Consider the following 16,521-nt stretch of genomic DNA (forward strand, 5'->3'; position numbering starts at 1 on the left):
CTATTCACCTTCCTCAGTTTGAATGTTTTCGACTTGAATCAGATCCCCATACCAGAACAACCAGGTCTCTACGCCCTCCAGCTCGATCAGAGCAGAGAACCCATCGGGTCGTTCACGATGCGGATGCGCAACAAATACCTTGTCGCGGCTGGACTCCACGAATTGACGGTACTCCTCTTGCATATGCGGATAATCCTTCCGAGCTGTGATTTGATCCACATTCAGAGCGACCAAATCCCCATCATGGATCTTTTTGTCGATCTCGTTTCCGAGGCTTTCCAGGACACCCGCAGCAAGTGTGCGTGAGCCTTTGTCCCTGAGCTTCTTTTTCAAAGCTCTGCGATTTTCACGGTTCAAACACATTACCCCCTGTCTGAATATTCCTGAATTACCTTTTCGTACTCCTGAGCGTTCTCTTTCAAAACGCCCTGATAGAACACTTCGTTTTCCCCTGCGTCGTCAGCCGGAGAATAGTCATCACACTTCCCCTGGCACTCCGAGCCACATTGGTCATACCAAATACAATTTTTTCGTGCGGTGTTCATTGTAAGCCTCCTTCCGCTACACACCGCCGCGTCAGCTCTCTTAAATTTCAAGTTCCCTATATGATCAAATGAATCGTTGACGCCGCATTAGTCTGTCGTGTTTCCATGAGAGATGCCGTTTAACCAATTCCGAAACAGTTCCCTCATCCGCCTGCTTGGAATGTAGATCCAGATTTCTTTGCCATCACGAATGGCTGACCGCCATACCCACTGGATCATCTCACTCAACGCATAATCATCCTCGCGCACCTCAACTCCTTGCTCCTGAAAGTAGTTTTTCAGCAAAGGGTTGTAGTACACGTTGACGCAGTAGGCCAAGCAGTCCCTGTTCCGATATGCGTTAGTAGCCCGGACATTGCAGGAAAGGAAACCCTTGGTATATCCTTTGCCTTTCAGGAGGGCTTGATAATCCTTAAAAACCGTCCACAAGTTACGGTCTGATGAAGAATTGAGCATATTCTTGAACAAGTTCGTCAAATTGTTTCTCAGCTGTTTGATAAGCGGCTGTCCTTTAGTATCACGCGCTTTCTTATACCAAGAAACAGATAGGCTCGACCTCATTTCGCCGATCTTATTCAGTTTCTCATCCTCGATGATATGAATTTTCTTTGGGAGTTCGGCCACGTAATCCGGTATGTGAGGTGTATCGCTGAAATGATATACCCCGTTCTCACAAACCGTTCCGATCCGCTGAACTTCGATATTATGAATGTCGAAGTAATATTTCTGCACCTGGGCATCGAACATATAGGTGAGAATGATCACCTCATCGAAGGATTGAAATACCTCAATCGGGAACTTCCATAGCAAGAGGCAGTCATTATACAAAATGACGTTGCCGGTCATGCACATATCCCGCAGGTCTTCAAATCTACCCTCGTAGTCATCATTTACCCACCGCACACGGTACTCAGAGTCAACCTCGATCATCTCCCGCTTGAGCATTTGCAAATCCTTTGGAGAAATCGGGATTGTCTGAACGGCTTGGAAAACCTCATCCAAAATGAGCTTATAGCCGCCGTCTTGGATCAGCGAAATCGTTTCATCGTTATACGACTCAAACAGCGCATGAGTACTGGCGATGTTATCCCTCATAGACAAAAGGTAATGCAGATTTTCCAACTTACCCTTACCTTTGCTTTGCGGATCTTTGAATTTCCGCCCACTGCAACTCCGTTTGATTCGTTCTACTTCGTCCAGGTATGGCGTGATAAATACGTAGCGGCTTTCCTTGTCTTGGTTCATCAAAGTGATCGCGGACTCGGTTTTACCTGCTCCCATAATCGTGTCACATACCTTAACGATCACACGCTTTCCTCCTTCGCCGTCTTGCGGTAATAGAAGAATTGGAGCTGCTGAACATAGCCGGCAAATCCGGCGTACTGAGAAGGGTCGAAATTGCCATGGTAGATATCATCAATCATGCGGTTGATCCACACATCCCTGGGGTAACTGTCCATACGGTGAAGCCCAAACAGCATCACACAGTTCGCAACCTTCTCGCCAATGCCCCGCAGAGCAATCAGCGTCTTCCGGGCTGTATCGTCATCCTGCTTCTGGAGCTGCACCCAGAAATCTTCGTCATACTCGGCCATCTCTTTCACATAGCTTTCACGATAGCCCAGCGATGCCGGTGACAAATCCTGACCTCTCAGCTGCGCCGGTGTCGGGAAGGAATAGAACTGCTGACCGTCGATCTCCCCCAGCGGCGTACCGAATGTCTGGCAGAGAATATCTACCGCTTTGCGAATGCGCGGGATATTGTTCCGCTGAGAGATAATGAAGGTCACTACCATCTCCCACAAATTCTGTCTCAGGACACGAATGCCGCCACCTGCCGCGATCGCCTCCCGCAAAAACAGGTCTCCGGCCATCTTCTGCTGATATGCTTCATAGTCAGCAGACAAGTCAAAATAGGGCATCCATACATCCCGGAACTCATCATAGGGGCAGTGAAAAACATACCCGCCATTGGTACCCGGTGTGATTTTCACCAGTTTCATGTCGGTGACCGCCACATATCCCCCATCCTGCAGTGCGGTCAGCCGGAAGCACTGGCCGGAATCTGCAATCTGCTTCAAATCAAACGTATGGGGAATGTTAATGAGCACGCCATCAGAAACCCTCCGGCAAATTACCTTTTCGCCACTCATCATACTCGCTCCTTTTCTTCAAATATTTGCGGATTATGCTCAGTCCGCAGTACACCAGATCGCAATACGGCTTGGAGCCGTCGCCATCGTATTGGGTGATTGCTGATACAACCTCCTGCTCCGTCAGATTCTCCGGCACATACCGAAACAGCTCAAATACCTCCTGCATTTTCTCAATGAGGCGGATATTATCGGCGCAGGTTTTGACTTGGCTCTTAGCCAGCGTCAGCATTGTCGCCGGGTCAATTCCATAGAGTCTTGCGGCATTTCTATACGCTTGCACCTCTTCAAACAGAGCGGCACGCTCCTGGTTCATACGCAGGATCGTTGTTTCGTACTCGCTCAGTCTGTGCGTCAACTCTTTAAGGTCGTCCACTGCACGCGCTCCTTTCTGATTGATTTACTTTGTTGCTATTTGAAAGTCAAACTTTCTTCACTATGCAGCCATATCCTCTACACGTCCGGCCATATCCCATCTTGTCTCCGAATAGGCCGTTGTCGTCCAGATTACGAATAGTCGCCTGCTTTTCATTGAGCTTTAAGATCTCGCCGTTCCGAAGCTCTTGGTACTTGGAGTCAATGTAGGCCACACGATCTCCGACCACAAGCTCCCGACCGAAAAAATCACAATGTTTCATATATTCACCGCCTTATCCAAAGTCCACGCAACCGCATTTGGGCGCTTCCTCACGGGAGCTTTGTTCCTTCTCGCCATCCCACTTCCAGACAGGAACGAGCTTCCGAAGATCCGACACAGCAGCGTCGCGCTCTGCCCGCAGCGCTTTCACTTTCTCCGCACACTTATACCAGTTCGAGCGCAGCCCGTCGCATTCCACTCTGAGCTTTTTCAACTCCTCCAACCAGTGAGCGAGCTGTTCATGCTCGGCAGCGCAGGTATCACAAGGGTTGCTTTTTCTCAGTCTTTCCCCAACCTTATAGCAGTGCTGGATCGTTTCGTCAAGGGTCATGGCCGCATCGGGCTTCTTCGGTTCAACCACGAAAGCCCACTCGTAAGCATCAACCGGAGAGTTGAGGTTCTTAAAGCACAACTTCCCATCGTAAACACTCCCCTTGACGTGAGAGCAGGTTTCCTCATCGCAGATGGAGCAGGTCGTAGAGGCTACACTACATCCGATAGACACATTCTTTACCATGTCGGCATTCAGGTCTTCGATCAGCTGCTTAGACACCTCAGAACGGAGGATGTAAGCATATGCAATCAGTTCGCAATAGATATCGCCGGATCTCGTAGTCCTCTCGATATCAGAGACCACGACGGTATCGTAGATACGAGCACTCTTCTCATTCTTGATAATCCCCGGCTTGCCGATGTACATTTTGGCAAGGCTATGAAGCGATTTAGTAGTAAAACGCTCAAAGTCCTTATCCACATCGTTGCTGCACACCCTCATACCGAATATAAACACCTGATCGGCGGTCAACGGGTGTGAGCTTACGGTATTGATCTTTCTCATGTCGGCATCGGTCGGGACGCCGCTTCTCAATTTAACGGGGCAATCCATGTTCTTCACCCACCCTTTCAAAGTAGAATGTAATTTTCTTTGGCGTTGGCTTAACCATACCAAACCGTACAGCCTGACGGTAAGTATAGCAGTCACGCTCCAAGGTGACCGGCATAGCTTCCAGTATTCGCCGCCAGCCCTCCAATGAGTTGCTGCGCTTGTAGTGATTGCAGCTCCGACAGGCCGGCAGCATATTTGCCAGATCGTCTTCGCCCTCACTCCTCAGCGCAACAACGTGATCGACTTGCATATCCTCATAGTTCAGCTGCTCGCCGCAGTATGCACACCGCCCGCCCATCTTGTCATAAATGGTGCGGCGCTCTGCCGGCGTCAGCCTGCGTCTCTTTTCCATTCATAAATTCTCCTTCCGCTCATTCTCCAACTTGTTTATCCGATGCGCTATAAACAAGTTCTTTCCGTAGCTCATCCTTCAATCTGCGCTTAGCCAACCGCTTGTTGGACTTTTTGGCTTTTGCCCACCCATTGTGGTTGTTCGCCCAGCAAGCATATCTGTGGCTAAACTCAGACTGCCAGCCGAGTTTTCCTTTATAAGTGTTAGCCTTCTTCATAGTTCACATCACATTTCTGCTCTGACCCGCATAAGGATTTTACCAAGGCGATTTTCTCCAACGCCATCACAGACGCCCCAGATGCGGTCGCCCCAAGTATTACCTTCAATGAGTTCGGCATCTTTGGTCGCAACAAGCTTGTCTGCCAAATCAGGATTCTGTGAGAACTTTGCCTTGCAAATCTCATACATAACGGTATCTTTGACCGCTTCCCAGTCACCACGGAGCTTAACCCTACGCCCAAGCCTCTTTGCCTCTGACGGATTCAGACGGCAAAACTCAGTCATACGTTCTGGGCATTTAGCCGCTTGAAACGCTGCCTCGTTATTCTCAAAACACATTCCATTGTAGGTAACTGGTGCCGAGTAGAAGTTACTCAGAAAATAATACTCACCTCTAAACTCGCTGATACTTACTCCCATGTTATACCTCCATCATTTCGTATCGATATATACAGAGCATACCGGTGTTTTGTGTCTCGATCATGACCGTACCTCATTACCGTGCCGCAAAGAAATCACGGTAGACCTTTTCGATGATGGTATGGCTGGAAATGTTGACACTCGGGACTGCCCATCGAGCTGTAGCCTCGAAGTCCTTCTCGTGCGCCGCAATGTAAGACCTCATGTCATTTCGCAGCCCATCCACCGTACCGATCGCACAGAGCAGAGAGTGTTGCGCCGCCTCAAAGTCCTTGATGGCACGATCTTTGTCGGGGCCGTCCGGGTAAAGGTCAATGACGCCCTTGCGCACAATCGCTACCTTAGCTTTCTCTTCCAGATTTGTTTCGGCGGCAAAGTAGTCCAACAGCAACCGTTCTCTTTGCCGGTCAGCCGGCGTCCATTCTGGCTGAGAGTGCTTCTTCAGGAACATAGTAAAACCTCCAAAAATGTTCAAAAGTTCAGAACCCCAAAATCGAATTATCACTTTTGAGGTGATAAATTCTAAATTTCGATGCTCAAACGCTCGTCAACAAACGGGGTATTTGAAAATCGTCCCTTAGAAGGGGAAGGGGTAATATCGCTACGCTCAAAGTAGTCTAAAAGTTGCAAAAATAGCCAATTTGCAAAGGGGAAGTTTTTGCAGTTAGGCCGCTCGCTTCGCTCGCGGATATACGGAGAGTTGGTAGCGGCCTAACCCAAAAGGTAGGTGCGGGGTAGACACTTTCGATTTAGTCATCTACCCATCCCCCCAGTATCTTGAGTCTTCTGCCGACTGGCAGTGTGGACACCAGAGAAAATCAAATGTCCCCTAACAGGTCGATTGAAACATCGTGGTAGGCTTTCTTCTCTTCCTCGTCTGCGATTCCGATATAGCGCATGGTGATGAGAGCACTGGAATGACCGAAAAGACGCTGGAGGAACACAATGTCGTGGTTGCTCTGGTAGTGGAAGTATCCGAAAGTCTTCCGTAGGGTATGGGTACCAATGTTCTGCTTGATCCCGCAAGCCTTAGCCGCATCCTTCAACTTCTTGCGCAGGGTGTCCACTTCAATGTGACCACCTTCGCGGGAAGCGAAGATGTACTCGTCAGAGTAGTGGCTGGCATCGTTACCGTAGTACCACTGAATGGCGTGGACACATGATTCATTCAGATAGAGTCCACGTCGCTTGTCTACCTTCTCCTGAAAGACTGAGATTTTGTCGGTGGTATCGGTGTAGTCTCCGACAATGTAGCGGATCTTGCCGTCAGGGAAGAAAATATCAGAACACTTCAGTTCCAGAAGCTCGTTGGCTCTGAGTCCGAGGTTGATACCCAAGATGAATGCCAGCAGGTACTTGGGATCAGCATTGGCCCGTAGCCAGGAGGCCATAGCGTCAAGCTGCTCACGAGACTTGATCGGAAAAACCGTCTGCTCTTCTCCTTTGCGGTAGTTGACCTTCTTGGGAGGCTCGACAGCAGAGGTACCGGGGAACTGAATGATTTTACAGCTGGTCGGCGGTACGGTATTGATCTGAGGAGCCGTAGGCTGATCAAAGAAGGTAAGTTGCGTGTCCATAGTCCACCTCATTTTCTTTGTCACAAAAGACCGTCAGTTGTTGTCTCTTACCTTAATATATTCTACCATATCTGGGGTCTAAAGTCAATCAGAATATTAGTTTTCTTTGTTGCTATCGGAGAAGAATACGACTGTAAACGGGGTGAATTATAGAGGGTTGACAGAAAAACCGAGGCTGTAAGGCTAAAAATGTGATTTTGGAGGTATGGGTTTAATTCATTTACTGTTGGGGAATCGTCGAGATTGATCCCGAGTGAAAAATGGGGATATGGGGCGTACGTGATAGAGTAGAGGTACTGAGTCGTTTCGTGAGAAACGGGGCGGGCGCGAAAATGTGAAGGCTCCCCCGGTGCCGGTGGCGTCCAGGCAGGCGGGCGGGGTGCCGTTGTTCGTCTGCTGACGGGCGAAAACGGGCCGGGGTTCTGCAAACTCTCCAAAAGCAGAATTGAAAGCGGGCAGAAAATGAGACGGGGCTGGAGTTGGGCACGGTGGCGGGCGGGGTGCCTGCTGGCCTGCGGCGCTGGCTCCTGTCGGGCTGGCTTCGGGCGGGGTTCGATGCCTTTATGACTTGGGCGGCAATTCGGCAGGCAAGCGGGCGCAAGTCCTCATCTTTTCGCCCTTTCTCCCTTCGTGCTTCTCTTCTCCCTCTTCGGATGTCCTCGTGTTCTCCTGCTGGCTCTGTCTGTTCGATCTGGGCGGGCAAGCTGGCGGCATAGGGGCGGCGGGCGGCGTGTCCGTCTGGCCGGGGTGCTGGGTGTGTCGTGCTCTCCTGCGGCATGGGGCAGGGCTGGCCGCTCTCGTGCCGTGTCTGCTGGCCGTCTCCCCTGCTGGCCGTGCTGGGGCAGTCTGTGCGGGCGCTGGGCATGGGCGGCGATCTCAGGCCAACCGGCTTGCTAATTGGCAAAATGCACAAAGATTCAATAAGAAATGCAGCATAATGACGAAAATAATGCCTTGTATTCTGTGCTTTTTACGCTGTAAATATGCCCGTTTTGGTGTAAAATAGGATATTTTTCTAACTTTTTGGATATAGCAACAAAGTAAATGATTGACGGATGGGATCTTTTATGATAAGATATAGACAGTTAAAGAGGGCGGGCGCTGGGGCCGTTGGCCGGGGGTATCCTCTCCGGGCGGCAGGCTCCACCGCTTCCCGATAGCAACAAAGTAAATCAACGTAAAGGAGAATGAACAATGAAAAAGACTTACAACATGAGCGAGACCATGACGCGGGCATGGGCCATCCGCAAAGCGGCGGCGGCTGACATGGGGTGCAAGGTGTCTGAAGTCCTGATGGGTGAATGTCTGAAGATCGCCTGGGCTGAAGCTGAGGGCGCAAACGCTGAGACCAACGCCGCCGCCATCGCGGGCGAGTGGGCGAACATGGCCGACGCTGACAAAGTGCGCATGATGACCGCTTGCATCCGCAAGGCGGCAAAGAATGAGATCGGCTATTCTACCGAAGACCATTACCTGCAGTTCTCTGAAGTGCCCGCGTTCGGTTGCTTCCGTGCCCATGATTTTGATGAATTTGTGTCTGAAACCTGTATTCGGGTTCTTGACAAGCTGTCCGACCTTGACAAGCTGGCCGCGACCAATGAACGCCGCGCCGCTCAGGGCAAGCGCCCGATGCGCCTGGTGTCCGTCGTTTACAATGCGGCGCGGGCTTCCATTGCGGCGGTATACTACGCCGACAGCAAACACGGCGCGGCGTATGACTGGCAGATTGAAGACGGCGAGGGCAACGCGGCGAGCTTCCTTGAAACCTGCTGCGGCGATGCTACGGTGAACACCGAAACAAGCGCCATCATCCGGGCCGACCTTGACAGCTTCCGCGCTGGGCTGGACGAGATTGGGCGGCAGATTTTGGAAATGGTAGCCGCGCACAAGACAGAGCGCGAGATCGGGAAAGCCGTGGGCATCTCTAACGTGGCCGTACACAAGCGCATTGTCAAGATGCGGGCAGCGCTGGAAAGTCTGCGGGTTGCCTGAAAAGAAATTTTTCCGAACGGTTAGCAACAAAGAAAATCAGTCTGTAAATGATAGTGGGGCCGGCGTTCCGTTTTGCCGGCCCCCAACAAAAAAAACGTAAAGGGGAACACAAAAATGACTATCAATAACGCGGTTCTGAAAAATTGCTTGAAGCTCTCCAGCAAGATCACGGTTTACGTGCCCGCCACAAACGGCATTGACCAGGCGGCGGACAATACGGAACAGGTCAAGAAAACGGCGGCGCTCCTCTCCGAGCTTTTCGGCGGCGCGACTTCCACCCCGGCGCTGGGCTACTGGATGTCTCCGGCTGCTGGCCTGGTGGCAGAGGCTACAACGGTAGTTTTCGCCTACGCTGCGGATGCGGCGCTCCAGGAGCACGTCGGGCGCGTGGTGGAGCTGTGCGAGGAGCTGAAGCGGGAGATGGGACAAGAGGCCATCGCCCTGGAAATCAACGGCGAGATGTATTTCATCTAACAGCAGGACGGCGGGCGAGGGCTACGGCTCCCGCCCGCTTTTCTGTTTTCCAGGCCGTGCAAGAAAGTTTTTCGGAACGGTTAGCAAATGCGGGAATACGTCTGTAATTATAACAGGAGATTCAAAACAACATAAGGGAGCGACGCAAAATGATGACGATTGAAAAAACCGCAAGAGAGCTACGGAGACGGATTAAAGCCGCCGGTTTTCGGGAGATCACGTTGACCATGGCCTGCAACGGTGACAAGGTGACGGTATCGCCTTGCTATTCCGGTTGCGGAACGCCTGCGAGCTTTGACCAGGTGGAATATTACCTGATTTATTCCCCTTCCCTTCCCTGGCTGGGCGGTGACACGCTGGAATCAGTGGCGGGACAGCTGAACAGCTATTCTAAACGGCTGAAGGAAGCAGAGGTGGAGCGGGAACGGCTGGCGGAAATCCGCAACAAGCTGGAGGCGGAGCCGATGGGCTGCGACGAGTGGGAGGAGCTGTTTTCCTTCTATTCCGATTTTTACAAGGACGTTTACGGACATCGCCCGCGTGATGTAGTCCGTCCATTCTGAAAAAGCCGGGCGGAGGACATGGAACAGAAAGAATAATATAGAACAGGAAAGCCCGCTGGATTAACCGGCGGGCTTTTTTATAATCGTCTATTTTTTTGTTCTTCGTATTTTTTGAGTGTATCATCTAATCTTTCAAGTTCTTCTTCCAAAGTGCCAACGGTGCGGGATGGATACGGAGATTCACCAGGTTTGTAGTGGTGGACAACTTGGGCTGCATATTTGTCAGCCTTTCGTTTCTGGAATGACTCACGGAGAAGACCGCTAACTAAATATGTGATTGCAAAAGGCGTTGGAACGCGGCGAAATAGTCTCATAAAAATCTCTCCTTCCTGGTTAGCAAAACTTGTTTTCTTTCTGTAATTATATCAAGAGTTAATAAATTTTCAACCATTGGAACGGAGGAAACCAAATGGACATTCAGGAGATCAACCAGAGTTCACCGGAGTTCCTGTATCAGATGCTGGGACGGCTGGAAGCGGATTGCCTGTATTATCTGGGGAACGGCGGGCGCTTTGCGGGCCATCTCTGGGCAGACAACGAGCGTGAGCAGATCAAACTGATGCGGATGATTTACCGCCGCTTGTGTGAGATTGGAGCCGCGCCGGAATGGATGAGCGAGCAGCAGATCAACGACTTTGCGGAGCAGATGCTGGTGGTATAAAAATTTTCAGGGCGGTTAGCAAATCGCCGTTTCTGTCTGTAATTATATCAGAAAACGAATGGAGGTTCTAACCGTGACAAAATATTATATTTCTTTGGAGGCTGACGGAAATTTTCATATTATCAAGTACGATACTGGCGAGGGTGTAAGAGTGCTGCGGGACGCTGGCGGACGGGAAACAAGTGTTGTAATTTATCACAATAGCTTGATTGTCTCCGCTCTGTATGACACCGTGGAGGCTGCTATAAAGCACTTGGGCGGAAGTCGCCGGGAAACGATTTTGCCTGATGGTCGAGTTGTGATTCCGGAGTCCGTGAATTATCCTGAGTTAACCATCCGCAATATCTTTGTGCCGTTTAGTGCTGTGCGTGGTGAGGTCTGGCCCGGAGAGCCTGGATGGGGAAAATAATTTCCCGATTAGGTTAGCAAATACGAATTTCATTCTGTAATTATAGTAGATACCAGAAAATCAAATGAAAATAACGGAGGCTGACAAACATGAAGTGGTTCAATAATCCTGAGACACTGGAAGACCTGAAAAAGCAATACAAGAAGCTGGCTTTTCAAAATCATCCTGACCGGGGCGGCAAAACTTCGGATATGCAGGAGATCAACGCTGAGTATGAAGCGCTGTTCTCCCGGCTGAAGGATACCCACAAAAACGCAGAGGGCGAGTTTTACACGGCACGGACGGCCACGACCGAGACGGCCACGGAGTTCATGGACATCATCGAAAAGCTGATTCACATGGAGGGCATCGAGATCGAGGTATGCGGTTCCTGGGTGTGGGTCACTGGCGACACCAGGCCGCACAAGGAAGAGCTGAAAGCCCTGTCTTTCCGGTGGAGCAGCAACAAATCCGCGTGGTATTTCCACCGCGACGGATACAAGAAGCGGAGCAAGAAGTCTCTGACGCTGGACGAGATCAGAGGCTACTACGGAAGCGAGAAGATCGAAAAAGAGGGTAGCGGAAAAATCGCGGTTGCATAACAGATCGGCGGGCTGGGAAAACCTGGCCCGCCTTTTCTTTTTCGGAAAATTTTACTGAGTGGTTAGCAAATGATCGGAACAGTCTGTAATTATAGTGGGAGGTGGTCAAGTCCATTGAAGTGCTACTACCTGGGCGATAAGAAAATCACCGAAGCGGAGGCCAAAGAGATCGAGGCCAAAAACCGCGAGATTTTAAGAGATGGAACGGTCGAAGAGCTTTTGCAAATTCGGCACGTTATTTGTCGGGAGGAATGAAAGATGGAACACACATTCAAGATCGAAAAGGAATTGAAGATCACGACAGAGAACATCGTGGACTGTGTACTGTCCTGCGAGGCAGGCGGCTTTGACTACTGGGGCGAGTTGTGCAGCGATGAGAAGGACTACGAGGCGGCGCGGCAGCGGCTGGCGGAGAGAGAAAAGGCCGATATGAAGCCCTGCTATGAGGACGTGCTGGCCGAGATTCTGGAGAGCGGCGGCAAGCTGACCGTGTACGACCGTGAGGACGACAAAGACCACGAGCTGACGTTGGAAAAACTTCTGAACGGCTGGAAAAAGTACATGGAAGATTATAACGCGGATGACTTTGACGAGTACGACGGAGTTTCCGCTGACTGTATCATGCAGTATGCGATTTTCGGCGAAGTGATTTACGGTTGATAAAAACGGGCTGGCCTGGTAGCTGGCCCGTTATTTTTTTGCCGGTTAGGTTAGCAGGATTGAAAAACCGTCTGTAAATATAGTGTAAGGGGCAACGCTCCAAGCAGCAAAGTAAATTAACGGAGGTTGAAAGAATGAAACGCTATGCAGTTTGTATCACTGATGATGACGGCGGCACGGGTGAAGCGGTTTTTACCGTGAAGAATAAAACAGAGGCACGGGCCAGAGGTCGCCTTTATATCCGTCAGTGGCAACTCCCCAACGGGAAGATCGAGTATATCCGGGAGTTGGCAGAGGGTGAAGAGGCCGTTAAGTTTGGTCGCGCCGCTGGCTATTGATAGGAGGAGGTATCGTGACGATGGTGGAGATGTATGTGACCGATAGCCTGTTCCTGGATGCTGAGAAAATCAGTGAGAAGGTTTTTATTGTGCATCTTTCCAACGGGAAAGAAATCCGGGTTGAAAAGGATGCGGAATATGTCAACGAAACCGGGAAGAAGTCAACCTGGATGTGGAAGATCGACGAGCAGTTTTTTGATAAGGACGAATATGCACTGAATTACCTCAAAAAGCTGCTGGTGGAGAGGTTGACCGGCAAGCGGATTATCCTTCATTCCAAGCGGAATGCGCCCGACATTTGCGGTGTGGATGGTTGTGCCTGCCGTGCCCGTGGAAAATGCAACACCGCCTTGTGCAGTTATTGCCCAGTGGCGGAAAAGTTCTTTGCAGATCGGGACGGCGTGGAGCTGGTTTATGCAATCTGAGGAGAGCGGGCAAAATCGCCCGCTCTTTTTTTTCTGGAGTAGTTAGCAAAACCGGTTTTGTTTCTGTGATTATACCAGGAGGCGATTACTAATGAGCAAAATGACGTGGGAAGTATACGAAGACAACGGTGGTGGCCTGTATATGGTCATTCTGAAAGACGGGAACCCCGTTCGTATTTTTGAGAATTGGGAATACGGCCCCAAGGGAGTATTGGTAGATGCAGTAAAGCAACTTGCTGATGACCCGACTGCATATGAGGGCTGGGATGGCGACATCGCAGACGATTATGACACCGACACATGGGTGCCTGGTGAAACGGTCAAAAACCTATACTGTGAGCTTACTGATATTCAGCGATGCAATACCCTGATTGCAGACAATGATGGTATTTATTTTGCACGCATGGGAGCCGCTGGGCATCGTGCATTTGGTGCATAAACAAAGTTAGCAAATTTGCCTTTCTTTCTGTAATTAAAGTAGAAAGTCAAAATAATGGAGGAATGACACATGACAACGAAAACTGATTTTCACGCCATCCAGGAGCTGAGGGAGAAATACGCCCCGAAAGTGCGGGGTATCGTCTCCGGCGAGGAGGCCAAGGCCATCTACGAAGTGCTGGAAATTGATAAGCGCAACAACATCGAGCTTCAGAATATCCGGGATATGGTGGTCATGATCTACGGTCAGTGGTTTGATAAATCACGCGACCAGTATCTGGAGGATAAGAAGAATGGCGTGCAGGCGGTTGATAAGTCTGCGGGGTATCTGGACGCAATGAGCGCCATCATCTGCGTCATCGACTATGAGAAATTCAAGAGAGGAATAGGAGTATAAAAATTTGGGGAGGGCGGTTAGCAAATCGTTCTCCCCTTCTGTAATTATACCAGGAGGTGCAGTGATGGAAAACAAATACGTTTCCTTCGAGGTTTACCGCCCCGTAAAGTCTCCCACGGAGAAGGGGGAATACATGGGAAAGACACCAAACCTGGAGCAGGCACGGCGGGCCGCTGATGCTGTTGGCGGTGCCTTGTACGGGATAACATCTGACGGACACAAAGTCCTGTTGCTGTAAGGGAGGAACAAAATGCAGGCGTTCACGAAAATTGAAATCAAATGGGTGATCGACGAGCTGGAAGCAGAAATGAAGCAGTTGAAATCCCTGAGTGCAGTAGAAACTGGGGCCGCACGTTCCCTGTATATCCTGCGGGCCGAACAACTGGACGTTATCTCTGGCAAGCTGCGTACAGCTATCGAAGCCGGAGACAAGCGCATTGAGATCAAGTATTAAGGAGAAGACTATGAAATTTTTAATCTGTATGCCCACCGGCAAGGATGGTATCCAAGATGATGCGGTTATCCGTAACGCCCTGTTGACGGCAGTAAACCGTATTACGCTGATGGATGAGAAGAGCGGCGAGTTTGAGGCTGGCGACGGCAACCAGAATATGGTTACGTTTGAAGTGTCCGAATGAATAAAGGAGGAAGACAAAATGGCACAATGTACGAGAGAGCAGGTTAATCGCTGGAACGCAAAACTGAGCAACGGGTTCCGGCTTGATCTGGAGCGCTTCATCGTATGGAATGACAAGGTGGCTACACGCTCCATCGAATTGCCGGACGGCAAAGTGCTGAAGGCTGACATCGGATGGACTGAGGTGCGCGAGGAGCCGAGATTGGGCTGTTTCTATCAGAAGACTATCGGCATGATGCCGCGCCTTTCCCTTTCCCTGTGGACTCCGAGCAGCACGCCGGGTATGTGGTGCAGCCGTGGCCTGGGTGCCGTGGTAAAAATCACTGACAACATCTACCAGAAACGCAACTGGAACGAGCTGGCAAAGTTCACCGCTGAATGGGACGAAAAGCGCCTGCTGGAAGAGGCCAAAAAGCATATGGCCGAGCTTCAGAATGATGTGGTAGCCTAAAAAAAGGCGGAGGGATTTTTCTCTCCGTCTTTTTTCTTTTTTGGTTAGCGACAAAGTAAATCATTCTGTAAATATAATAGGAGGCGATAAAAAAATGAGACAAGCACAAATGACAAGAAATGAACGGCGGTATTACCGCAAGAAGATAATCGAGCAGCGACTGATGGGGCTGGGAGTTCTGGCCTGCTGCGCTCTGGTGCTGTGGATGTGCTCCACCGGCGTAACCGTAGAAGATCGAGACGGCACGGCGGTTGTACTGCTGGCTCCGCTGGGGCTGTGGTTGCTGTTCTCTAAGCAGATCCTGATTTACTGAGGAGATGCCAAGATGAGCGAGAGAATTTTCAATGTTTCCCGGTCTACGAAAACCGGTAAGACGGTCAATGTTGGCGACTTCCCTACGGTTGAGCAGGCGCAGGCCGCTATGCTGAGTCACTACAAGGTGACACCTAAGCGTGGGGACTTCCGGTATCGTATCTTTGAGGAGGAGCTGGAAGAGATCAACGGAGTTACGTTTCGCAAATTCTGTCTGGTTCTCAGCGGCGGAAATAAACCATACAGCAAGAGCTATACACCGGCTGAATTGAAAGCCCTGGTAGAAAGTGAGGCATAATATATGGAACGAACGGATAAGCTGAATCAACTCAAGCAATTCAATAGGCCGTGGGAATACGACTGCTGTGGTATAGCGGAAAAGCTGGTTGAGCTGTCAAATCTGCCGGATGACGGGCAGTTGAAAAACGAGCTGACCGATGCTCTATACTATCTCAAAGCTGTGGCAGAGAATCCTTATAACAGCGACTATCATCGTGTGCTATTCAATGTGTTGTTGGTCATCACGGGGTTTGAGTGTTTCTAAATCAGGGAGAGGGGCAATCCTCTCCTTTTTTATTTTTATGGTTAGCAATTTTTCAAAACGGTCTGTAAATATAGTGGAGGTGCTGAATATGAAAACCTGCAAAATCTGCGGATGTTCTTTCGATGAAGAAAATTTTGAAGGTGTTGTTGTCAATGAGGGCATAGACAATGAATACCATGTTTGTTGCGATTGTGTCCCGTCCGAGTGTAACAACGGACATATTATTTCCTGTGAAGCCTGCGGTTCATATTTTTCGGCGGATAAACTGCACGACGAAGAGATCGAGGGGCATTCCTTTACCGCGTGTCCGGCCTGCGGGAAAGATGTGGTAGAGGGGTTGAGCCGTGCAGAATTTGAAGATGAATACTTTCGCCCGCGATATTCTGTTGTCGTTCGTCAATTCGGCGGTTCAGTTCGTGGATATATCGTGAGCGCAAATGGTCGCCACGAGGTCATGAAGCGGCTTCTGGAAAAGCTGGACTTCAACTATGTCGCAGAGGTATCCATTGGGGAAATCCTTGTGAAGGAGGACGAGTTTTAATGTACATGAGCAAAAAGAAGTTCGATGAGATCAAGGCCAAGCATAGCACCACCATTGTGGTGGATGCTGATGTGGGTGAGGCTCTGGCTTTTGTCCAGGACTTGCTGGAGGCTGAGGCGGACGCGATCAAAAACCGCGAGCCGCACGCAACTGCATCTATCGGACGCCTGAATGAAGCCGCCTATGAAGTGTTCTCCATCTCCAACGAGATCGACGCCGAGGAATTTGATGACGGCAAATAAAAAAAGTAGCCTCCCGGTTAGCAAAACTGGGAGGCTATCTGTAATTATAGTACAAGCACAAACAACC

At 50.2% G+C, this 16,521-nt stretch carries 34 protein-coding genes; 21 read left to right on the plus strand and 13 right to left on the minus strand.

All coding sequences use genetic code 11. The features are described 5' to 3' along the window. The 12 genes from H8Z83_RS03630 to H8Z83_RS03685 form a co-directional block, all read right to left on the minus strand. The gene (locus H8Z83_RS03630) at positions 1 to 357 is read right to left on the minus strand and encodes a hypothetical protein (protein WP_187013769.1); all 357 of its coding nucleotides are present in this window, start codon (positions 355 to 357) and stop codon (positions 1 to 3) included. A 5-nt stretch (positions 358 to 362) separates the two neighbouring features. Next, a complete protein-coding gene (locus H8Z83_RS03635) occupies positions 363 to 545 on the minus strand; it encodes a hypothetical protein (protein WP_187013770.1) in 183 nt (60 codons plus the stop codon). Positions 546 to 632: 87 nt separating this feature from the next. Next, on the minus strand, positions 633 to 1,853 hold the full coding sequence (locus tag H8Z83_RS03640) for a YonV family putative phage-derived protein (protein ID WP_187013771.1): 1,221 nt from the start codon (positions 1,851 to 1,853) through the stop codon (positions 633 to 635). Then, on the minus strand, positions 1,850 to 2,701 hold the full coding sequence (locus H8Z83_RS03645; RefSeq protein ID WP_187013772.1) for a DNA-3-methyladenine glycosylase family protein: 852 nt from the start codon (positions 2,699 to 2,701) through the stop codon (positions 1,850 to 1,852). The genes H8Z83_RS03640 and H8Z83_RS03645 overlap by 4 nt, the downstream gene beginning before the upstream one ends. Next, entirely contained in the window at positions 2,661 to 3,074 is a 414-nt protein-coding gene (locus tag H8Z83_RS03650) for a hypothetical protein (protein WP_187013773.1), read from the minus strand. Before H8Z83_RS03650 ends, H8Z83_RS03645 begins: the two co-directional genes overlap by 41 nt. A gap of 46 nt (positions 3,075 to 3,120) precedes the next feature. Continuing rightward, the gene (locus H8Z83_RS03655; RefSeq protein WP_187013774.1) at positions 3,121 to 3,336 is read right to left on the minus strand and encodes a hypothetical protein; all 216 of its coding nucleotides are present in this window, start codon (positions 3,334 to 3,336) and stop codon (positions 3,121 to 3,123) included. A gap of 12 nt (positions 3,337 to 3,348) precedes the next feature. Next, positions 3,349 to 4,173 carry a hypothetical protein gene (locus tag H8Z83_RS03660; RefSeq protein ID WP_187013775.1) on the minus strand — a complete coding sequence of 275 codons (825 nt, stop codon included), beginning with the start codon at positions 4,171 to 4,173 and terminating at the stop codon, positions 3,349 to 3,351. Positions 4,174 to 4,204: 31 nt separating this feature from the next. Continuing rightward, positions 4,205 to 4,573, minus strand: a complete 369-nt coding sequence (locus H8Z83_RS03665; protein ID WP_187013776.1) for an HNH endonuclease — start codon at positions 4,571 to 4,573, stop codon at positions 4,205 to 4,207. Positions 4,574 to 4,592: 19 nt separating this feature from the next. Beyond that, complete coding sequence (locus H8Z83_RS03670; protein WP_187013777.1) at positions 4,593 to 4,790, minus strand: hypothetical protein; 198 nt, start codon at positions 4,788 to 4,790, stop codon at positions 4,593 to 4,595. A gap of 8 nt (positions 4,791 to 4,798) precedes the next feature. Then, entirely contained in the window at positions 4,799 to 5,212 is a 414-nt protein-coding gene (gene ybiA / locus H8Z83_RS03675; RefSeq protein WP_130849550.1) for a riboflavin biosynthesis intermediates N-glycosidase, read from the minus strand. A 76-nt stretch (positions 5,213 to 5,288) separates the two neighbouring features. Further along, positions 5,289 to 5,663, minus strand: a complete 375-nt coding sequence (locus H8Z83_RS03680; RefSeq protein ID WP_187013778.1) for a hypothetical protein — start codon at positions 5,661 to 5,663, stop codon at positions 5,289 to 5,291. Positions 5,664 to 6,030: 367 nt separating this feature from the next. After that, positions 6,031 to 6,789, minus strand: a complete 759-nt coding sequence (locus H8Z83_RS03685; RefSeq protein ID WP_187013779.1) for a tyrosine-type recombinase/integrase — start codon at positions 6,787 to 6,789, stop codon at positions 6,031 to 6,033. 1,194 nt (positions 6,790 to 7,983) lie between these two features. Here H8Z83_RS03685 and H8Z83_RS03690 point away from each other — a divergent pair. The 3 genes from H8Z83_RS03690 (at position 7,984) to H8Z83_RS03700 (ending at position 9,818) form a co-directional block, all read left to right on the plus strand. Next, a complete protein-coding gene (locus H8Z83_RS03690) occupies positions 7,984 to 8,781 on the plus strand; it encodes a hypothetical protein (protein ID WP_187013780.1) in 798 nt (265 codons plus the stop codon). Between the two features lie 114 nt (positions 8,782 to 8,895). Next, complete coding sequence (locus tag H8Z83_RS03695) at positions 8,896 to 9,255, plus strand: hypothetical protein (RefSeq protein ID WP_187013781.1); 360 nt, start codon at positions 8,896 to 8,898, stop codon at positions 9,253 to 9,255. Between the two features lie 149 nt (positions 9,256 to 9,404). Next, positions 9,405 to 9,818 carry a hypothetical protein gene (locus tag H8Z83_RS03700; RefSeq protein WP_187013782.1) on the plus strand — a complete coding sequence of 138 codons (414 nt, stop codon included), beginning with the start codon at positions 9,405 to 9,407 and terminating at the stop codon, positions 9,816 to 9,818. Positions 9,819 to 9,895: 77 nt separating this feature from the next. On the opposite strand, the gene H8Z83_RS03705 is transcribed toward H8Z83_RS03700, so the two are convergent. Then, entirely contained in the window at positions 9,896 to 10,132 is a 237-nt protein-coding gene (locus tag H8Z83_RS03705) for a hypothetical protein (RefSeq protein WP_187013783.1), read from the minus strand. 95 nt (positions 10,133 to 10,227) lie between these two features. On the opposite strand from H8Z83_RS03705, the gene H8Z83_RS03710 reads away from it, so the two are divergent. The 18 genes from H8Z83_RS03710 (at position 10,228) to H8Z83_RS03795 (ending at position 16,454) form a co-directional block, all read left to right on the plus strand. Next, positions 10,228 to 10,479, plus strand: a complete 252-nt coding sequence (locus H8Z83_RS03710; RefSeq protein ID WP_187013784.1) for an LPD11 domain-containing protein — start codon at positions 10,228 to 10,230, stop codon at positions 10,477 to 10,479. Positions 10,480 to 10,552: 73 nt separating this feature from the next. Continuing rightward, positions 10,553 to 10,888: a hypothetical protein gene (locus H8Z83_RS03715; RefSeq protein ID WP_187013785.1), complete on the plus strand. Its 336-nt coding sequence runs from the start codon at positions 10,553 to 10,555 to the stop codon at positions 10,886 to 10,888. A gap of 89 nt (positions 10,889 to 10,977) precedes the next feature. After that, on the plus strand, positions 10,978 to 11,469 hold the full coding sequence (locus H8Z83_RS03720) for a J domain-containing protein (RefSeq protein ID WP_187013786.1): 492 nt from the start codon (positions 10,978 to 10,980) through the stop codon (positions 11,467 to 11,469). 114 nt (positions 11,470 to 11,583) lie between these two features. Next, on the plus strand, positions 11,584 to 11,724 hold the full coding sequence (locus H8Z83_RS03725) for a hypothetical protein (RefSeq protein WP_165449847.1): 141 nt from the start codon (positions 11,584 to 11,586) through the stop codon (positions 11,722 to 11,724). 3 nt (positions 11,725 to 11,727) lie between these two features. Then, on the plus strand, positions 11,728 to 12,129 hold the full coding sequence (locus H8Z83_RS03730; protein WP_187013787.1) for a hypothetical protein: 402 nt from the start codon (positions 11,728 to 11,730) through the stop codon (positions 12,127 to 12,129). Positions 12,130 to 12,263: 134 nt separating this feature from the next. Continuing rightward, positions 12,264 to 12,467 (plus strand): hypothetical protein, encoded by a 204-nt coding sequence (locus tag H8Z83_RS03735; RefSeq protein WP_130849535.1) that lies wholly within the window; start codon positions 12,264 to 12,266, stop codon positions 12,465 to 12,467. A gap of 14 nt (positions 12,468 to 12,481) precedes the next feature. After that, entirely contained in the window at positions 12,482 to 12,892 is a 411-nt protein-coding gene (locus H8Z83_RS03740) for a hypothetical protein (RefSeq protein ID WP_187013788.1), read from the plus strand. 91 nt (positions 12,893 to 12,983) lie between these two features. Continuing rightward, positions 12,984 to 13,331, plus strand: a complete 348-nt coding sequence (locus H8Z83_RS03745) for a hypothetical protein (protein ID WP_187013789.1) — start codon at positions 12,984 to 12,986, stop codon at positions 13,329 to 13,331. Positions 13,332 to 13,400: 69 nt separating this feature from the next. Next, positions 13,401 to 13,727: a hypothetical protein gene (locus H8Z83_RS03750; RefSeq protein WP_187013790.1), complete on the plus strand. Its 327-nt coding sequence runs from the start codon at positions 13,401 to 13,403 to the stop codon at positions 13,725 to 13,727. 64 nt (positions 13,728 to 13,791) lie between these two features. After that, positions 13,792 to 13,965 (plus strand): hypothetical protein, encoded by a 174-nt coding sequence (locus H8Z83_RS03755; protein WP_187013791.1) that lies wholly within the window; start codon positions 13,792 to 13,794, stop codon positions 13,963 to 13,965. A 12-nt stretch (positions 13,966 to 13,977) separates the two neighbouring features. Next, on the plus strand, positions 13,978 to 14,181 hold the full coding sequence (locus tag H8Z83_RS03760; protein WP_187013792.1) for a hypothetical protein: 204 nt from the start codon (positions 13,978 to 13,980) through the stop codon (positions 14,179 to 14,181). Positions 14,182 to 14,191: 10 nt separating this feature from the next. Then, positions 14,192 to 14,365 (plus strand): hypothetical protein, encoded by a 174-nt coding sequence (locus H8Z83_RS03765; protein WP_187013793.1) that lies wholly within the window; start codon positions 14,192 to 14,194, stop codon positions 14,363 to 14,365. A gap of 18 nt (positions 14,366 to 14,383) precedes the next feature. Next, positions 14,384 to 14,815 (plus strand): hypothetical protein, encoded by a 432-nt coding sequence (locus tag H8Z83_RS03770; protein ID WP_130849532.1) that lies wholly within the window; start codon positions 14,384 to 14,386, stop codon positions 14,813 to 14,815. 94 nt (positions 14,816 to 14,909) lie between these two features. Next, entirely contained in the window at positions 14,910 to 15,128 is a 219-nt protein-coding gene (locus H8Z83_RS03775) for a hypothetical protein (RefSeq protein WP_187013794.1), read from the plus strand. Positions 15,129 to 15,140: 12 nt separating this feature from the next. Further along, positions 15,141 to 15,425 (plus strand): hypothetical protein, encoded by a 285-nt coding sequence (locus tag H8Z83_RS03780; RefSeq protein ID WP_187013795.1) that lies wholly within the window; start codon positions 15,141 to 15,143, stop codon positions 15,423 to 15,425. A 3-nt stretch (positions 15,426 to 15,428) separates the two neighbouring features. After that, positions 15,429 to 15,671, plus strand: a complete 243-nt coding sequence (locus H8Z83_RS03785) for a hypothetical protein (RefSeq protein ID WP_187013796.1) — start codon at positions 15,429 to 15,431, stop codon at positions 15,669 to 15,671. Between the two features lie 88 nt (positions 15,672 to 15,759). Continuing rightward, positions 15,760 to 16,212 carry a hypothetical protein gene (locus tag H8Z83_RS03790; RefSeq protein ID WP_187013797.1) on the plus strand — a complete coding sequence of 151 codons (453 nt, stop codon included), beginning with the start codon at positions 15,760 to 15,762 and terminating at the stop codon, positions 16,210 to 16,212. After that, entirely contained in the window at positions 16,212 to 16,454 is a 243-nt protein-coding gene (locus H8Z83_RS03795; RefSeq protein ID WP_187013798.1) for a hypothetical protein, read from the plus strand. The genes H8Z83_RS03790 and H8Z83_RS03795 overlap by 1 nt, the downstream gene beginning before the upstream one ends. The last annotated feature ends 67 nt before the right edge of the window (positions 16,455 to 16,521 follow it).

Source organism: Dysosmobacter segnis (genome assembly GCF_014297285.1).
GTDB lineage: Bacteria > Bacillota > Clostridia > Oscillospirales > Oscillospiraceae > Oscillibacter > Oscillibacter segnis.

What these genes read in the sequence shown, in the direction of transcription:
- H8Z83_RS03695 (WP_187013781.1), top strand. Translation starts at nt 8,896, where the DNA reads ATGACTATCAATAACGCGGTTCTGAAAAATTGCTTGAAGCTCTCCAGC.
- H8Z83_RS03765 (WP_187013793.1), top strand. Translation starts at nt 14,192, where the DNA reads ATGAAATTTTTAATCTGTATGCCCACCGGCAAGGATGGTATCCAAGAT.
- H8Z83_RS03760 (WP_187013792.1), top strand. Translation starts at nt 13,978, where the DNA reads ATGCAGGCGTTCACGAAAATTGAAATCAAATGGGTGATCGACGAGCTG.
- H8Z83_RS03720 (WP_187013786.1), top strand. Translation starts at nt 10,978, where the DNA reads ATGAAGTGGTTCAATAATCCTGAGACACTGGAAGACCTGAAAAAGCAA.
- H8Z83_RS03735 (WP_130849535.1), top strand. Translation starts at nt 12,264, where the DNA reads ATGAAACGCTATGCAGTTTGTATCACTGATGATGACGGCGGCACGGGT.
- H8Z83_RS03685 (WP_187013779.1), bottom strand. Translation starts at nt 6,789, where the DNA reads ATGGACACGCAACTTACCTTCTTTGATCAGCCTACGGCTCCTCAGATC.
- H8Z83_RS03745 (WP_187013789.1), top strand. Translation starts at nt 12,984, where the DNA reads ATGAGCAAAATGACGTGGGAAGTATACGAAGACAACGGTGGTGGCCTG.
- H8Z83_RS03655 (WP_187013774.1), bottom strand. Translation starts at nt 3,336, where the DNA reads ATGAAACATTGTGATTTTTTCGGTCGGGAGCTTGTGGTCGGAGATCGT.
- H8Z83_RS03665 (WP_187013776.1), bottom strand. Translation starts at nt 4,573, where the DNA reads ATGGAAAAGAGACGCAGGCTGACGCCGGCAGAGCGCCGCACCATTTAT.
- H8Z83_RS03750 (WP_187013790.1), top strand. Translation starts at nt 13,401, where the DNA reads ATGACAACGAAAACTGATTTTCACGCCATCCAGGAGCTGAGGGAGAAA.
- H8Z83_RS03635 (WP_187013770.1), bottom strand. Translation starts at nt 545, where the DNA reads ATGAACACCGCACGAAAAAATTGTATTTGGTATGACCAATGTGGCTCG.
- H8Z83_RS03780 (WP_187013795.1), top strand. Translation starts at nt 15,141, where the DNA reads ATGAGCGAGAGAATTTTCAATGTTTCCCGGTCTACGAAAACCGGTAAG.
- H8Z83_RS03755 (WP_187013791.1), top strand. Translation starts at nt 13,792, where the DNA reads ATGGAAAACAAATACGTTTCCTTCGAGGTTTACCGCCCCGTAAAGTCT.
- H8Z83_RS03775 (WP_187013794.1), top strand. Translation starts at nt 14,910, where the DNA reads ATGAGACAAGCACAAATGACAAGAAATGAACGGCGGTATTACCGCAAG.
- H8Z83_RS03710 (WP_187013784.1), top strand. Translation starts at nt 10,228, where the DNA reads ATGGACATTCAGGAGATCAACCAGAGTTCACCGGAGTTCCTGTATCAG.
- H8Z83_RS03670 (WP_187013777.1), bottom strand. Translation starts at nt 4,790, where the DNA reads ATGAAGAAGGCTAACACTTATAAAGGAAAACTCGGCTGGCAGTCTGAG.
- H8Z83_RS03705 (WP_187013783.1), bottom strand. Translation starts at nt 10,132, where the DNA reads ATGAGACTATTTCGCCGCGTTCCAACGCCTTTTGCAATCACATATTTA.
- H8Z83_RS03785 (WP_187013796.1), top strand. Translation starts at nt 15,429, where the DNA reads ATGGAACGAACGGATAAGCTGAATCAACTCAAGCAATTCAATAGGCCG.
- H8Z83_RS03770 (WP_130849532.1), top strand. Translation starts at nt 14,384, where the DNA reads ATGGCACAATGTACGAGAGAGCAGGTTAATCGCTGGAACGCAAAACTG.
- H8Z83_RS03730 (WP_187013787.1), top strand. Translation starts at nt 11,728, where the DNA reads ATGGAACACACATTCAAGATCGAAAAGGAATTGAAGATCACGACAGAG.
- H8Z83_RS03690 (WP_187013780.1), top strand. Translation starts at nt 7,984, where the DNA reads ATGAAAAAGACTTACAACATGAGCGAGACCATGACGCGGGCATGGGCC.
- H8Z83_RS03790 (WP_187013797.1), top strand. Translation starts at nt 15,760, where the DNA reads ATGAAAACCTGCAAAATCTGCGGATGTTCTTTCGATGAAGAAAATTTT.
- H8Z83_RS03700 (WP_187013782.1), top strand. Translation starts at nt 9,405, where the DNA reads ATGATGACGATTGAAAAAACCGCAAGAGAGCTACGGAGACGGATTAAA.
- H8Z83_RS03645 (WP_187013772.1), bottom strand. Translation starts at nt 2,701, where the DNA reads ATGATGAGTGGCGAAAAGGTAATTTGCCGGAGGGTTTCTGATGGCGTG.
- ybiA (WP_130849550.1), bottom strand. Translation starts at nt 5,212, where the DNA reads ATGGGAGTAAGTATCAGCGAGTTTAGAGGTGAGTATTATTTTCTGAGT.
- H8Z83_RS03795 (WP_187013798.1), top strand. Translation starts at nt 16,212, where the DNA reads ATGTACATGAGCAAAAAGAAGTTCGATGAGATCAAGGCCAAGCATAGC.
- H8Z83_RS03660 (WP_187013775.1), bottom strand. Translation starts at nt 4,173, where the DNA reads ATGAGAAAGATCAATACCGTAAGCTCACACCCGTTGACCGCCGATCAG.
- H8Z83_RS03680 (WP_187013778.1), bottom strand. Translation starts at nt 5,663, where the DNA reads ATGTTCCTGAAGAAGCACTCTCAGCCAGAATGGACGCCGGCTGACCGG.